This is a genomic window from Jezberella sp. (assembly GCF_964834465.1).
Genome location: NZ_CBAZRM010000002.1, coordinates 142,180 through 157,091 on the forward strand (window position 1 = coordinate 142,180; position 14,912 = coordinate 157,091).

Annotated in this window: 12 protein-coding genes; 2 read left to right on the forward strand and 10 right to left on the reverse strand. The window is 52.3% G+C overall.

Going from position 1 to position 14,912, the window contains the following annotated elements:
* Positions 1-57: 57 nt before the first annotated feature.
* Entirely contained in the window at positions 58-1,176 is a 1,119-nt protein-coding gene (locus tag AC1W8Y_RS01995) for an acyltransferase family protein (protein ID WP_482012784.1), read from the forward strand.
* Between the two features lie 215 nt (positions 1,177-1,391).
* Positions 1,392-2,702, forward strand: coding sequence for a DUF945 family protein (locus tag AC1W8Y_RS02000; protein WP_482012785.1), 1,311 nt, complete (start codon positions 1,392-1,394; stop codon positions 2,700-2,702).
* Positions 2,703-2,738: 36 nt separating this feature from the next.
* Here the strand turns inward: AC1W8Y_RS02000 and metH are convergent, their stop codons facing one another.
* The 10 genes from metH to AC1W8Y_RS02050 all read right to left on the reverse strand — a co-directional run bounded on the left by metH (position 2,739) and on the right by AC1W8Y_RS02050 (position 14,896).
* Positions 2,739-6,512, reverse strand: a complete 3,774-nt coding sequence (metH, locus tag AC1W8Y_RS02005) for a methionine synthase (RefSeq protein WP_482012786.1) — start codon at positions 6,510-6,512, stop codon at positions 2,739-2,741.
* A gap of 121 nt (positions 6,513-6,633) precedes the next feature.
* Positions 6,634-7,194: a histidine phosphatase family protein gene (locus AC1W8Y_RS02010; RefSeq protein ID WP_482012787.1), complete on the reverse strand. Its 561-nt coding sequence runs from the start codon at positions 7,192-7,194 to the stop codon at positions 6,634-6,636.
* Positions 7,191-8,021, reverse strand: coding sequence for an adenosylcobinamide-GDP ribazoletransferase (locus AC1W8Y_RS02015; protein ID WP_482012788.1), 831 nt, complete (start codon positions 8,019-8,021; stop codon positions 7,191-7,193). The genes AC1W8Y_RS02010 and AC1W8Y_RS02015 overlap by 4 nt, the downstream gene beginning before the upstream one ends.
* Positions 8,005-9,039, reverse strand: coding sequence for a nicotinate-nucleotide--dimethylbenzimidazole phosphoribosyltransferase (gene cobT, locus AC1W8Y_RS02020; RefSeq protein ID WP_482012897.1), 1,035 nt, complete (start codon positions 9,037-9,039; stop codon positions 8,005-8,007). The genes AC1W8Y_RS02015 and cobT overlap by 17 nt, the downstream gene beginning before the upstream one ends.
* Positions 9,040-9,050: 11 nt before the next feature.
* Positions 9,051-9,620: a cob(I)yrinic acid a,c-diamide adenosyltransferase gene (gene cobO, locus AC1W8Y_RS02025; RefSeq protein WP_482012789.1), complete on the reverse strand. Its 570-nt coding sequence runs from the start codon at positions 9,618-9,620 to the stop codon at positions 9,051-9,053.
* A gap of 29 nt (positions 9,621-9,649) precedes the next feature.
* Complete coding sequence (locus AC1W8Y_RS02030) at positions 9,650-10,426, reverse strand: ABC transporter ATP-binding protein (protein ID WP_482012790.1); 777 nt, start codon at positions 10,424-10,426, stop codon at positions 9,650-9,652.
* Positions 10,423-11,448, reverse strand: coding sequence for a FecCD family ABC transporter permease (locus AC1W8Y_RS02035; protein ID WP_482012791.1), 1,026 nt, complete (start codon positions 11,446-11,448; stop codon positions 10,423-10,425). Before AC1W8Y_RS02035 ends, AC1W8Y_RS02030 begins: the two co-directional genes overlap by 4 nt.
* Complete coding sequence (locus AC1W8Y_RS02040; RefSeq protein ID WP_482012792.1) at positions 11,445-12,329, reverse strand: ABC transporter substrate-binding protein; 885 nt, start codon at positions 12,327-12,329, stop codon at positions 11,445-11,447. The genes AC1W8Y_RS02035 and AC1W8Y_RS02040 overlap by 4 nt, the downstream gene beginning before the upstream one ends.
* Positions 12,326-12,928: a bifunctional adenosylcobinamide kinase/adenosylcobinamide-phosphate guanylyltransferase gene (cobU, locus tag AC1W8Y_RS02045; protein WP_482012793.1), complete on the reverse strand. Its 603-nt coding sequence runs from the start codon at positions 12,926-12,928 to the stop codon at positions 12,326-12,328. The genes AC1W8Y_RS02040 and cobU overlap by 4 nt, the downstream gene beginning before the upstream one ends.
* 9 nt (positions 12,929-12,937) lie before the next feature.
* Positions 12,938-14,896 carry a TonB-dependent receptor domain-containing protein gene (locus tag AC1W8Y_RS02050; RefSeq protein WP_482012794.1) on the reverse strand — a complete coding sequence of 653 codons (1,959 nt, stop codon included), beginning with the start codon at positions 14,894-14,896 and terminating at the stop codon, positions 12,938-12,940.
* Between the last annotated feature and the right edge of the window lie 16 nt (positions 14,897-14,912).

The window sequence follows — 14,912 nt, forward strand, 5'->3', positions numbered from 1 at the left end:
TCAATCGAGAAGCTTCATTTCATGATTGACACTTTGCCCAGCCGTTAAAGACTTATCTTGCAAGTTCAGGCGAAGCCACCAACAGCGTCAAGACTCCCTTTCATCGATGCGATGAAAGGGGTCGGCTGCCTCGCCATCATCTTGCATCACCTTGCCTTTTATGGCCCCATGGCTAACGTCGTAGAGGTGGCTGCGCCTGGCTTGATCGGCTGGTTGTTCGATGAGGCACGTCTTGCCGTGCAAATGTTTTTCGTTTTAGGGGGCTATCTTGTTGCGGCGCGCCTAGCACCCCAAGCGAGGCCAACACCGTCCGGTCATTTTGATTTGATTTGGGGAAGATACAAGCGTCTCGTTACGCCATTTGTGTTTGCCGTTGCACTGGCAACCCTCGTGACGGGCCTCACTCGTCCTTGGTTCGAGCATGACTCATTGTCAGCCCCGCCGTCCGTCGCGCAATGGATCGCACACGGTCTATTGATTCATGATTTGCTCGGCTACCAGGCCTTATCGGCGGGTGTCTGGTACGTTGCGATTGATTTTCAGCTGTTCATCATCACCGTGTTGTTGACCCTCATCATGCGGACATTACCCCCCCGTTGGCAAGTATTGTTTCCGGTCAGCATCATCGCTCTGTCTTGCGCATCGCTCTTTGTCATCAATCGACACACCGAGCTTGACGTCTATGCCCTCTATTTCTTTGGCGCCTACGGGTTGGGCATGTTGGCTTACTGGTCCAACCGCTCGATCATGGGTGCCATGGCCATGCTCATGATTGCACTACTGGGCACGAGCGCGCTGGTGATTGAATTCCGGCGACCGGTTGCCGTCGCTTTAGTGGCAGCCCTGTTAGTGAGCCTTGCCGCTCGTTTTGAATGGCTTGAAAAATGGCCCAAACCAGGATTTTTTACCACCCCCGGCCAACGCTCTTATTCTATTTTTTTAATCCATTACGGCGTCTGCATCGGTATCAATGCCATTTGGCACAGGTATTTTCCTCAGGGTGTCGTGATAAATGTGGTGGGCATGATGGTGGCCACTGCGCTATCCATCGGGTCGGGCTTCGTGCTCTACCGTTACATCGAAAGCAAAAGCAAGGTATTCGGGCCAAACCTGCCCACACTCGCCTTGGCGCTCATGATCGGCGCCGCCTTCTGGGTAGAAAGCGTATCTTGGTGATGTTCGCGGACGGTCAACCTTCACCATGGATACACCAGCTGATTTGACGACCGCCAGGTGTCCGAGCACATTTCTTCCATCTGAACTACGATCTCGACAAGCAAATTAAGCTTTGTTTAGAACCAAGATCAAGTTGATAACCTTTTCTGATATCTTTTCCTTTGACTATTTTCGAATACAACCATGATTAACAACTCCTCAAGAAAGGTCAGTTCATGAGTGCTAAACGGATCGCAATACCAGTTGCCATCGCCTTCGTTCTTGGCACCATTTGGGTTGGGGGTAGCATGTATGCCCAACGTCGTTTCCAAACAGAAATGGCTTCACTCAATGAACAAATCCGGACAATCGATTCAAGATTGCGGATTGAAAACGAAAAGCATGAGCGTGGTTTTCTCACGTCATCTGGCGAATTCACCGTCGTCTTGGATTATCCGACGCTACCCGTCCCGATCAGTTTTAAATCAGCGTATCAGGCGTCACATTTCATCACGCCTAGCGCCGTGACCAGCACGCAATGGTCGATTAAGCCAGCTGGGATGATTGGCACTTTCGTAAACAAGATGTTTCAAACTGAATTGCAAGTGTCAGGCACAGCGAAGATGGGGCTAACCGGTTCGATCAGTTCGACACTGGAGATGCCTAAACTCATCGCTAAAACAGATGCTGTGGCTGTCGATCTTGGGCCACTGACCGGTCACTTTAGTCATGGCCAAAACACTCGCTCTACCCAGTTTGACTTGCCGCGCGTGATGTTTGAAGACAAACATATTTTGGTTGATATCAAAGACATTAAATATCAGGCCGACTATCTCGACATCAACGCCATGACCAGCGTTGATCAAATTTCAATCAGAGAAATCAAATACCACCACGATACGTTGAGTGATGCAGAAGTCCTGTTATCCGACTTTGTGGGAAAGGGAAAATCCGACACGCATGATGGTCGCCTAAATGTAGCGCTCACGACAAAAACGAAAAGCTTTGCCGCCAAAGGTCACACGATTAGCGGCATCGAATTTGACTACGGTATCAAAAACCTCGATGTCCAAAGCGTTCGTCGTCTCAAAACGATCTTTCAAAAAGTACGCTTTGGCGGGCTAGACAAACTGCAAGAGGAAGATGAAACGGCTATTCACACTGCCCTAAAAGATATAGTCTTGCAAGGGTTTGTGTTTGACATTCCCAATGTAAAGGCCAGCTCGTCACAAGGTGTGCTTGAGGGCAAGGCATTCATCGAGTTAGGCAAGAGCGCATCAGAAGACCCGCTGAACTACGACTTAACCAAACAATTACAGTCATCAGGCCAATTGGTGATCAAGGACTTGATCTCTCCCGTCAAAGACATGTTGAGAGCCATGCAAGTAGGGCAAGATAGCCCAGAAGGCTATAAGCTTGCCTACGACTTACGTGAAGGCAAACTAAGTTTTGACGGCAAAACCATCAATGTCTCGGATAAACTAGCAGAATCACAGTCACGGTTTCGAAAGTTTCTCAACAATCCGAAATTCTTAAGCCAGAAATAAAACACCCCGCAACGTCGAGACTCAGGGTAGATCCCTCTACCCTAAACTCGGCGCTAAGCTGCGGCGCACATCCTGCTCGCTACGGCCGCTTCGCTTGACGTAATCACTCACTTGGTCGTCGCCAATCATCCCGACATTAAAGTACTGAGATTGTGGATGGCTGAAATAAAAACCTGAAACACTTGCCGCCGGATGCATGGCAAAGCTATCTGTCAGCATCATGCCAATATCAGCGCCGTCTAACACCTGAAACATGTCACGTTTAACGACATGTTCTGGGCACGCAGGGTAGCCCGGTGCTGGGCGAATGCCTTGATACTTCTCTGCGATCATCTCTTCGTTCGACAAGGATTCATCGGTGACGTAACCCCAAATGTCGGTGCGCACACGAGCATGCAAAGCCTCGGCAAAAGCCTCAGCACAACGATCTGCCAAAGATTTGAACATGATCGCTGAATAATCGTCCTGGGCTTTTTCAAACGCTTGTTCTTTCTTTTCGACACCGATGCCAGCAGTGACTGCAAACAGACCGATGTAATCCATGACCCCCGAGGACTTCGGTGCGATGTAATCGGCCAGACATTTGTTGTCAACGCCTTCGCGCTTGACGCCCTGCTGACGAAGACCTCGCCATGTGAATAGCACTTTTTCACGCGTCTCGTCTTGATAGACCTCAATATCATCATCATTGACCGTATTAGCGGGATAGAAACCCACCACGCCATTGGCAGTGATCCAACGACCGTCGATCATCTTTTTGAGCATGGCCTGGCCATCGGCGTAAACCTTTTTGGCTTGCTCACCCACGACCTGATCGTCGAGGATGGCTGGAAACTGACCAAACAAGCTCCAGGTCTGAAAAAATGGCGTCCAATCAATAAAGCGCGAGAGCTCAGCCAAATCAAAATTTTTGAAAGTACGCCGACCGATAAACTTAGGTCTGGGTGGTTGATAGTTTGCCCAGTCGATCTTGGGTTTACCCGCCCGCGCATCAGCGATGGATACCAGAGGCGTCACTTTGCGACTTGCATAGCGCCGCCTTACATCTTCATATTCCTGAGACAGTTCTGCAAGGTACGTATTGGCCGTCTCAGACACAAGGTTGGTCGCCACACCCACCGAACGACTCGCATCGGGCACATAAATGACCGGCCCGTCATAATGCGGGGCAATCTTCACGGCGGTATGCACTCGGCTGGTCGTCGCACCACCAATCATCAGTGGCATTTTGCGGCTACGAAAATACTCATCCCGTTGCATCTCGCTCGCCACGTAAGCCATCTCTTCGAGACTTGGGGTGATGAGGCCAGACAGGCCAATAATATCAACACCTTCGGCCTTGGCTCTGGCCAGGATTTCAGCGGCAGGCACCATCACGCCCATGTTGATGACATCGAAATTATTGCACTGAAGGACTACTGTCACGATGTTCTTGCCGATGTCGTGGACATCGCCTTTGACGGTGGCGATCAGGATTTTCCCTTTAGCACGCACGTCACCGCCTGCGGCTTCAATCTGCCGTTTCTCTTCTTCGATGTAAGGCACTAAGTGGCTCACTGCTTGTTTCATGACTCGGGCAGATTTCACCACTTGAGGCAAAAACATTTTGCCTTCACCAAAGAGGTCACCGACGATGTTCATGCCATCCATCAGCGGCCCTTCGATAACTTCGATCGGGCGCCCGCCGCGATCCGCAATTTGCTGGCGAACTTCTTCGGTGTCTTCGACAATGAAGTTAGTGATGCCGTGCACGAGCGAATGTGCCAGGCGCTTTTGCACGTCTTGCGAACGCCAGGCGAGATCCTCTTCCTTTTTGGCGCCAGTGCCCTTGATGGTGTCTGCCGCAATGACCAGACGTTCAGTTGGTGTTCTGGTGTCGTCAACATCTTTTTTACCGAGCGGTACAGCACGGTCAAGCACCACATCTTCAACAAGCTCTCGCAATTCGGCAGAGATATCTGCATAGACGCCCAGTTGACCGGCATTGACAATGCCCATGGTCATCCCTTCACGGATAGCGTAATACAAGAAGACGGTATGGATCGCTTCGCGCATCGGTTCATTACCGCGAAACGAGAAGCTCACGTTTGAGACCCCACCCGAGATGCGGGCATGAGGCAAATGCTCACGAATCCATTGGGTCGACTCGATAAAGTCGACCGCATAATGGTTGTGTTCGTCTATCCCAGTGGCAATTGCAAAAACATTGGGATCAAAAATAATGTCTTCAGGCGGGAACCCCACCACATCCACCAATAACCGATAGGCTCGTGTGCAGATCTCTTTACGACGCTCAAGCGTATCGGCCTGACCCTTTTCGTCAAACGCCATGACAACTGCTGCCGCGCCATAGCGACGACAAAGATGCGCTTGCCTTAGAAACGGCTCTTCGCCCTCCTTCAATGAAATCGAGTTGACAATCGCTTTACCCTGCACACACTTAAGACCTGCTTCGATCACGGCCCACTTTGAGCTGTCGATCATGACGGGCACTCGGGCAATGTCAGGCTCAGACGCAATCAGATTCATGAACCTGTGCATACTGGCGACTGAGTCCAGCATGGCTTCGTCCATATTGACATCGATGATCTGGGCGCCATTTTCGACCTGCTGTCGCGCGACTGCGACCGCCTCGTCGTATTTTTCTTCTTTAATCAACCGAGCAAACATCTTGCTGCCGGTCACGTTGGTACGTTCACCGACATTGATAAACAACGACTGTTCATCGAAATTCAGTGCCTCGAGACCCGACAACCGCGTTTTGACTTCGATGTCAGGCACGACGCGTGAGGGCAAGAATTGCACTTGTTGCACGATGGCTTGAATATGATCAGGCGTGGTCCCACAACAGCCGCCCACCATGTTGACCAGACCTGAGCGGGCAAACTCTTCCAGCAACGCTGAGGTATCACTTGGCAGCTCATCAAAACCCGTATCACTCATGGGGTTAGGCAAACCGGCGTTGGGATAAACGCAGACATAGGTGTCGCAAATTTTCGACAACTCGGCCACGTAAGGGCGCATCAACGCGGCGCCTAAGGCACAGTTCAAGCCGATCGTGACGGGTTTCGCATGTCGGACAGAGTTCCAGAAGGCCTCGACCGTCTGACCTGACAGGATTCGACCCGATGCGTCAGTGACCGTGCCGGAAATCATCACAGGCAACCGCTCGCCGCGGACGAGAAAAACTTCTTCGACCGCAAAAATAGCGGCTTTGGCATTGAGCGTGTCGAAAATCGTTTCGATCAGCACAATATCAATGCCACCGTCTAACAAGCCATTCAATTGCTCAGCGTAAGCGACCCGAAGCTCGTCAAACGTGACATTTCTTGCGCCTGGGTCATTGACATCTGGCGAAATCGAGGCAGTTTTAGGCTGAGGGCCCAGCGCGCCGGCGACAAACCGAGGACGCTCTAAGGTGCTGAATTTATTGCACGCAAGTCTAGCTAGCTTGGCAGACTCGAGGTTCAGTTCATACGCCAGTTCAGGCAAGTCATAATCACTCTGTGCAACAGCGGTAGCGCCAAAGGTATTGGTCTCAATGACATCGGCACCGGCTTGCAGATATTGTTCATGAATGGCAAGAATGACGTCGGGCCGAACCAACGACAACAATTCGTTATTGCCTTTCACGTCTTTGTGGTGATCGACAAACCGTGTCCCACGGAAATCAGCCTCAGACAATTTGTAGCGCTGGATCATAGTGCCCATGGCGCCATCCAAGATCAAGATCCGCCGCCCCAGCTGCTGCACGAATGCGGCGCCACGGGTATAGCTTTCGATTGGATAGGGCAATTTAGGATAAGACATGGCACACACTAAAAAAAGGGCTCGCCCCGATCTCAAAGAAATGAGGCATAAGCAACCCTACATCGTACCAAAAACCCCGCAGCTTCCCCAATCAATCTACCCACGGGCATCGTAAGGATATTCAGCAGCAGTCGATGTCGATCACTTCGTAGCTGCCGAAAGCAATCCTTTGTTGCGGCCAATCTCTCGCGCTTAAGATGCGCGGCTGCTGATGGGCAGTTTCGTTTAAAAAATGAACCGCTTTAATGACCCCCGCGTGAGTCAGCCAAACGCCCTCAACCTGATGGGTCAGGGCGCGCAATCGCGATTGAACCCGTTGGACCAGTTGGCTTGCAGATTCACCCCCACCAAACTGATGGTCGGCAAAATCTTTCACCCATACATCCACGGCCTCTTTCGGGATGTCATCCCACGCCTTTCCTTCCCAACGACCAAAATCCACCTCTTTTAGCGCATCATCGAACTGCAGCGTCAGGTCAGGACGCCGTAGAGCCAGCGAGTAGGCCAGCGAGGCCGCCCGAGCTAATGGGGACGAAAACAGCGGCAGGTCTCGTGGAAGCGCTTTTTCTAACGCGGTCGTGGCCGCCACGACAGCAGCTGGATCTGCAGCCACGTCGAGCTGTCCATAACAGATCCCCTCGGCAATCAAGGGTTGAGGATGACGGACCAACCACAGTCTCACCCCGGCACCACGCCCAGGTATGCAAGCATCGCGACGTAACAGCCCAGCTCTGAACACTGCTGAATGGCACCCAAGGCATCGCCGTTAAATCCACCTAACCGTCGTTTGATCAGTCGATAGATCAAGTGAAAACCAAAAATGCTGCCAACCGTCGCAGCCAACCAAACGAGACTGGGCAGCCAGAGTACCAAGGCAAGCATGACAATTGAGGTAAAGCTCAATGCGAGCTGCACGACATCTCGCCCCGCCACCACGATGCCGGATTTGGAATTCGCAGGATCACCGATATAAGGCAAGATACGAATCGCGACAACAGGCATGAAACGCGACAAAACATGCCCGCCTATCAATGCGGCTGCCGCCAATAAAGGATTGACCTCAAGCAAGGCCGTTAACAGGATGACTTTGCCGAACAAAGCAAAAAACAAAGCGCTTGCACCGAAAGTACCAATGCGTGAATCCTTCATGATCTCGAGCGCCCGGCTTCGATCAGCGGATCCGCCCAGACCATCGATCAAGTCAGTGAGCCCATCCTCGTGAAATGCACCTGTCAGCACTAACCCAAAGGCGGTGCTGCCAGCCGCCGCCAGCCACGGTCTAGCACCTGTCGCTGGCATCGCAAACTCAATCAACAACAACACTGCCGCAGTCAGCACGCCGATCAACAGTCCAATCAGGGGAAAATATCCCATCGCCCGTGTCAACATGCTTTGATCAAAACCAACCCAACGCGCAAGCTTCCCGGCAATGGGGATGCGCGTAAAGAACTGCACAGCCAGCAGAAAGTGCTTGATGGCCATGATGACTGTCTTAACCTGTTGATTCACGGGCAACCCCTGCCGCTTCAAAACTCGCCATCTGGTTAAGGATGGCACACGCTGACACCAGTAACGGCCAAGCCAACATGGCGCCCGACCCTTCGCCCAGGCGCAGCCCCAGATCCAGCAAGGGTTGCGCATTGAGATGAGTCAGCAATAACGTGTGCCCTTTTTCCCCAGATCGATGGGCAAAGACACAGTAATCAAGTACCGCTGGATCGATTTTTGAAGCGACCAGCACAGCTGCGCTGACAATAAAACCGTCCACTAAAATGACTCGTCTCGAGGCGGCGGCTTCAAGCAATGAACCGACCATGGTGGCGATTTCAAAACCGCCCATCGCCGCGAGGGCGTCGAGAGGCTGCACGGCTGCATGATGTAACGCCAGCGTGAGTGACAATACACTCGTTTTATGCAGAATCGCTGCTGAATCCAGCCCCGTGCCGGCGCCAGTACATTGCTCAATCTCTAAGCACGCCAACCTCGCGAGCAATAGCGACGCAGCTGAGGTATTGCCTATGCCCATTTCACCTAGAATGAGCACGTTGCCGGGCAATGCTCGCACAATCTCAATACCGTGCGAGATCGCTTGGAGGCATTGGGCCATTGACATGGCGACATCGCAAGAGGCGTCCGCTGTCCCGGGGCCCAGCTTTTTACTGATCAAGCGGGGATGCGCCTCGAACACATGATTGACCCCACAATCCACGACTGTCATCGCAATCTGATGCTGCCGCGCAAGCACACTTACGGCGGCCCCCCCAGAGAGAAAATTTTGAACCATCTGCCAGGTCACTTCGCTCGGAAAAGCCGACACCCGTTGCCGGGTGATGCCATGATCGGCCGCATAGACCACCAACTGAGGTTGCGTCAATATCGGCGTTGTTGTCCCGAGTATGCTGCCGAGACGAACAGCAAGCGTCTCGAGCTGCCCGAGAGAGCCTTGCGGCTTGGTTTTGTTATCGATCTTGCCGGCTAATTGCTGTATCAGCAAAGCGTCGCCACACGGTTGAATCGTCGGTGTCATGGGGATCATCGCTAATCCTCGATACCTCGTTGGGCCGGGACGCCGGCATTAAAAGCATGTTTAATCTGCTGCATCTGCGTCACGGTATCTGCGATTTCGATAATCTCTGGCGGGCAATTTCTGCCAGTTAAGCATATATGTACCGATTTAGGACGGTCTCTCAAGGTATTGACGACTTCATCCACCGCCAGCCAGCCATAAATCAGCGGGTAAGTCGCTTCATCAAGGACCACCAGAAAATAGTCCCCCGACATAATGTCAGCTTTCGCTTGCGCCCAACCATCGCGCGCCAATTGAGCAGAGCGATCAAGGTCTTTGCTCTTCCAGCTAAAGCCGTCGCCCAAACCAACAATCGGGACCTCCATGGCTTCAAAGGACCGATGTTCACCAAATCTTGCCGTCGGCACTTTCATAAACTGATAAATTTTTACTTTCTTGCCACGGCCATGAGCTCGCAAAGACAGCCCAAAAGCGGCAGTGCTTTTGCCCTTGCCGTCACCCGTATTGACAATGAGCAGGCCTCGACGCTCTCCTTCAGGATTTTCGTAAGGCTTTTCTGTGGGTGGGGTTTCAATTTGCATGAATACGCTTCCTAGAAATGAATCAATCGTTAAACGGGAAACACCACCAACCTGTCCATGAACAGCTGGATGTCGATTCTGTTCTCAAAGACCTGTTTGATCTGCTCGTGTGTTTTAGGATCATGGTTCGACCCTTGATAGACAATCAAGCCCTTATCCATGACAATCATTTCATCGGCATAGAGTGCAAACCCAATATCGTGCAAGACGGTGATGACGGTTGTGCCTTGCAAGACTATGTTTTGGATAAGTTGTAAGCAATCTGATTGGTGGTGGGGATCTAAATGATTAAAAGGTTCATCCATCAGCATGATGTCTGCTTCCACGGCCAGCGCTCTCGCGATAAAGACCCGCTGCTGTTCACCGCCAGACAACTCGGCGATCGACCTATCTTTTAAAGCCAGTGCTCGCATCATTTTCAGTGAATTCGTGACGATGTGATGATCATATTCAGTGGGGGAATCAAGCCAGGACTGATAAGGCAACCTGCCAAGCATGACAACATCGTAGGCCGACATATCCCCCGATATCCGCTCATTTTGACCCAGCCAGGATATTTTTTTTGCGCTTTCGCGGCGCGACATTTCAGTGAAGGCGACACCAGCCAATGAAACAGCCGCTTGTTTGCCCTGCAGACCGGCGAGCGAACGCAGCAAGGTTGACTTGCCTGCCCCGTTCGGGCCAACAACGGCAGTCCACTTACCCTGGGGAACTTTCAAGCTAACGCGATCCAAGGCGACGACCGCGCCAAGCTTGACGGTCAAATCCTGAACATCGATTGCAGGTAAGGATCTGTCAGGTTTCATGGGTGAAACTCATTTTTTTGTCGCCCGGTGTACATCAACCAACAAAGGTAACCTCCCCCCAGCACTGCGGTCAGAACACCCACGGGTAACTCTTGCGGGGCAATCAGGGCGCGCGCCAGAATATCCGCCGCCAGCAACAAGATCCCACCCATCAAGGCTGACAGCATGATCAGCTTAGCGTGATTGACACGTAGCAGCGAACGCACAAGATGTGGTGCCACCAAACCAACAAACGCAACCAAGCCCACCTGCGCAACGGCGGCGCCTGTCGTCAGAGACATCACCACAATCAAGGCCCCGCGCATCAACGTTAAATTCAAGCCCAGACTTGCCGCCGTTGTTTCGCCCAAAGTTAAACCGTCGAGCACTTTGCTCAGTAGGGTGGCCATCAATAAACTGAACAGCAATGCCATCGCCATGACGGCGCAAGCAGCCCAGCTAATAAACCCGGTCGAGCCGAGCAAGAACGCCTGCATCGACTGTAGACTATCGGGGGATCTCAGGGCCACAATAGAACTGAGCGCCGAACCGATCACACCAATCACGACCCCAGACAACAATAGCCGCAGCGTGTTTTGCACCCCTTTGGCTAGAACCAGTGTCAAGAGCACCGCACCCATGGCACCGATGAACGCAGCCCCTGTCAAACCAAGCCTATTCAACAAATAACCAGTAAAAGGGCTACTGCCATAGAACGCCAAGCTCAATGCCACAGCCAGCGAAGCCCCAGAGGCGCTCCCTAATAGATAGGGATCGGCGAGCGGGTTACGAAACAGGCCTTGTGCAATGGCGCCCGTCATCCCAAGCAATGCCCCTGCAAGCAACGCCCCCATCGATCTGGGCAAACGAATCGTCCAGACAATCTGCCCGGATATTGGATCAGAGAACACATCCGCAAGCGTATTTATCCCAGTGCTTCCAACCGAGACACCCACTAGCACCAGCATGCAGGAGAGCACAAGCAATAGGGCTGTCATGAACCGATAGCGTGTCACGGCGTGGGCTGCGAACGCTATCATCATTGGCCTTGCACTTTAGCGGATGCCGCATTGATCTTCTCCAACAGACATTGCGCAATGATTTCAGCGCCTTCTGCAATCCTCGGGCCTGGCCTGACGATCACATCAGCCTCTTGCTCTTTAAAAACACAGACACGGCCATCTCGAATCGCGCGCATATCAGACCAACCAGGGCGCTCGCTCATCCCGTGGTAGTTTTGATGACTCATCATGACGACGTCTGGATTTGCCCGTACTACCAGCTCTGGATTAATTTTAGGAAACGGCCCTAAGCTGGGTGAAAGAATATTTTCTACGCCCAACCGCCTCAGGGTCTCACCAATAAATGAGTTCGGCCCCGCCGCAAACGGCACATCGCTCACTTCAAAATAAACTCGCAATGTTGGCGGCACATGCGGCAACCTGCGCGCAATGGTCGTGAGGTCGTCGTTTATTTTCTGCCATACCGCTTTTGCCTCAGCCATTGGCACATTCAACAGAATGCTCAGCGTCTCTAGCAACCGCTGAACGTCCGCATAAGATTCAGCCTCCATTGAAAACACGGTCAACCCAAGCGCTCGCAACCGCTCTGTCGCACGGGGTGATGCCCCAACAAGTACGACATCTGGCTTGAGCGCGACGATCGCTTCAACGTTAGGGTCAAGGCCGCCCCCAAGTCTGAGCAGATGCAGCACTGCTGCAGGCGCATTTGAATAACGATCAACCCCGACCAGCAATTCGCACTTGCCAAGCGTACAAACAGACTCTGTGATGGACGGCAACAAGCTAACAATTCTCACTGGCGGTCGTTCAAAATGAACCATCACGCCTTTGTCATCTTTGAGCTCAAAGGCTAAGACCGTTGTCCCAAAGACAAAACCAATAAGAACCGCCAAAAGTCTCACGCCGGTCTCTTTATCTCGAGAGGAATCCCTGCAACCATCAAGGTCACCGCTTCGCACAAGGCAGCTGCCATCTGGTTGAGTCTTCCTAACTCGTCGACAAATTGTCGTGTTTCTCGTCCCATGGGGATCACGCCGAGACCGATTTCATTGCTCACCAACACCACCGGCCCTTTTGCTTGCTTGATCGCTTGAAAAAAAGCACTTATCTCGTCTTGCGGGTCAGCTTGCTGAGCGGCCCTCAGCTCAGGATGGGGCATCAGCAAATTGGTTAACCAAACCGTCAGACAATCAACCACAACGAGCTGTTGCGCTGACGAGTAGCAGTTAATCATTTCACCAAGATGCAGCGGTTCTTCAATGGTGTTCAACGTTGGGATATTTTTGGCCCGTGTCGCCACATGCCTATCCACGCGAGCCTGCATTTCATCATCAAATATGGTTGCGGTGGCAATAAGGAGCGCCGAGTGCGAATCCAGTCTATCGAGCCATTGACGCACGCGCCGCTCGGCCAGGTTTGATTTGCCGCTCTTTTGCCCACCCACGATCAGCTCTGTCGAGTGAATCAGCCGCGCCGCCGAGTGGGTGTTGTTCAAAGGCATGCTTATCCTTTAATGCAAAGCATATCTGACACCCAGAAAGACGTTCGATCCAGGGGTACTATAGCCCGAGGTTAGCTGATATTGGGCGTTCAAGATGTTGTTCCATTTTATGAATAGCGCCCAGTCTTTATCAATGTCGTAGTTCGCATAAAGGTTAATGAGCGCATAACTGGCGAGGGTTTCTGTGTTCGCCGAGTCGGCGTAGCGGGCGCCTGACCAGGTTAGGGTCGAACCAATGCTGACAGGCCCCGTCTTGTAATCCGCAGCGAGGTTAAAAACATTGTTCGCTCTTAAGGGTAGCTGTTGGTTCGTTGAGAGATCCAACGGATTCATGATATCGAATGAACCACGCAAGGTGAGCTTGTCGATGACAGCGTTCGCTCCCAGCGAAATGCCACTAATGTCCGTCTTAGCAAAATTGGTTGGGCAATAACCGCTTGATTGCCCACTGCAAGGAAGTGCCACGATCAGATTGTCTATCTTGTTGTCATACCCAACCAGATGCAACCCGTATTGCTTGGTTTCGTAATGAATGCCCACCTCAAAGTTCTGGTTAGTCTCAGGCTTCAATGCGGCGTTGCCGTAGCCCGGGTAGTAAAGGTCATTGAACGTCGGCGCACGAAAGCCCGTGCCGTAGTTCATGTTGGCCCTCAGCTCATCGGTGATGAAATAGCCATACGCCACACTGCCCGTGGTTTGATTACCGTAGCCAGAGATGCTGTCGTTGCGCAACGCCACGGTGGCGATGTTCGACCCCCGGTTAAGTTGGTATGAAGCAGCGACTGAATCGGTGGTGCGACTCTGATTCACGGTGGTGACATCTGTTAGGCCCGTGGTCAGGGCAGCGTAAGAAGCAGTGACGTATTGAACCCTGTGCTCAGCCAGTACTTGCGCCGCGTCTGTCCCAATCTTGATATTGTTTTGCCACAAGATATCGGTCTCCGGTGTGCTGATCGGATCGGTGGTGTAGGTGGTGAGGTTCTGACTTGGGCTATTCGCCTGCGACACCTGAATCAAGCTTGACCATTTGTCGGTCAGTTGATTTTTTGAATACAGCGCAGCGCTGTAGCTACCGCCAGCCTGCGCAGCAATTTCTGGTAGTGAGAAGTTATAGTCGTAACTCGGGTATTTATAATTGTTATGGGTCGCAAAAAACTTGACACCGAACTCTTGACCCGCCCCCCAATCTTGCGACACCTGACCTGCCGCCCCTGTGCGGGTATACCCAGTCGCCGTGGTCGGGTAACCTGGCGCACATCCATGCTTCGCGGCATTCGCCGCGCTGCAGTCATTGTTTGCTGCGACCGTATTAAATCCGTTTGAGCTCTCATGACTGATGCCGATGGCATAGCGGGTTTTATGCGCACCCTCTGTCGAACCAGAAACGCTGATGCTAGAGAGGCTCGTGCCATAGCTGCCATAACCCGTCGAGGCATTGACTTGCAGGGGTCCGTCTCCTCGCTTGGTAAATATCTGAATGACGCCACCCAGCGCGTCAGCTCCGTAAAACGTGCTCTGTGGCCCGAAAACGATTTCAATATGATCTACCAACGACACTGGGATATTGCCCCATACGGCACCGCCAAAACTAGAAGATTCGCTACGAACACCGTCAATTAAGACCAAGGCTTGATTGTTATCAGTGCCTCTGAGAAAAACACTCGACAGATTTCCCGCAGCTCCATACGTGATGACTTGCACGCCCCGTTGCTGTTGAAGCAACTCGGGCACACTGCTTTGCCCAGCGCGTTCGATTTGCTCAGCGCCAATATAGACATGGTCGGCCAGCACATCGTTGGCCGGCGTTGGTTCAATGGTCGCGGTGACGATTATCGGATTGAGGATTTCCGAATCGCGAGCCGCAGACGATGACTGCGCAAGCGCACCGCCGCAAAAGAACATCATGGAGATAGCAACAGCGAGGTGGCACCCACCTTTGTCAGGGCGCGAAACATTGTCGTAAGACATGAAAGAAATTCCGATA

Coding starts and splice junctions, on each gene's coding strand:
- AC1W8Y_RS02035 (WP_482012791.1), bottom strand. CDS start 11,448: ATGATGATAGCGTTCGCAGCCCACGCCGTGACACGCTATCGGTTCATG.
- metH (WP_482012786.1), bottom strand. CDS start 6,512: ATGTCTTATCCTAAATTGCCCTATCCAATCGAAAGCTATACCCGTGGC.
- AC1W8Y_RS02030 (WP_482012790.1), bottom strand. CDS start 10,426: ATGAAACCTGACAGATCCTTACCTGCAATCGATGTTCAGGATTTGACC.
- AC1W8Y_RS02000 (WP_482012785.1), top strand. CDS start 1,392: ATGAGTGCTAAACGGATCGCAATACCAGTTGCCATCGCCTTCGTTCTT.
- AC1W8Y_RS02050 (WP_482012794.1), bottom strand. CDS start 14,896: ATGTCTTACGACAATGTTTCGCGCCCTGACAAAGGTGGGTGCCACCTC.
- cobU (WP_482012793.1), bottom strand. CDS start 12,928: ATGCCTTTGAACAACACCCACTCGGCGGCGCGGCTGATTCACTCGACA.
- cobO (WP_482012789.1), bottom strand. CDS start 9,620: ATGCAAATTGAAACCCCACCCACAGAAAAGCCTTACGAAAATCCTGAA.
- cobT (WP_482012897.1), bottom strand. CDS start 9,039: ATGACACCGACGATTCAACCGTGTGGCGACGCTTTGCTGATACAGCAA.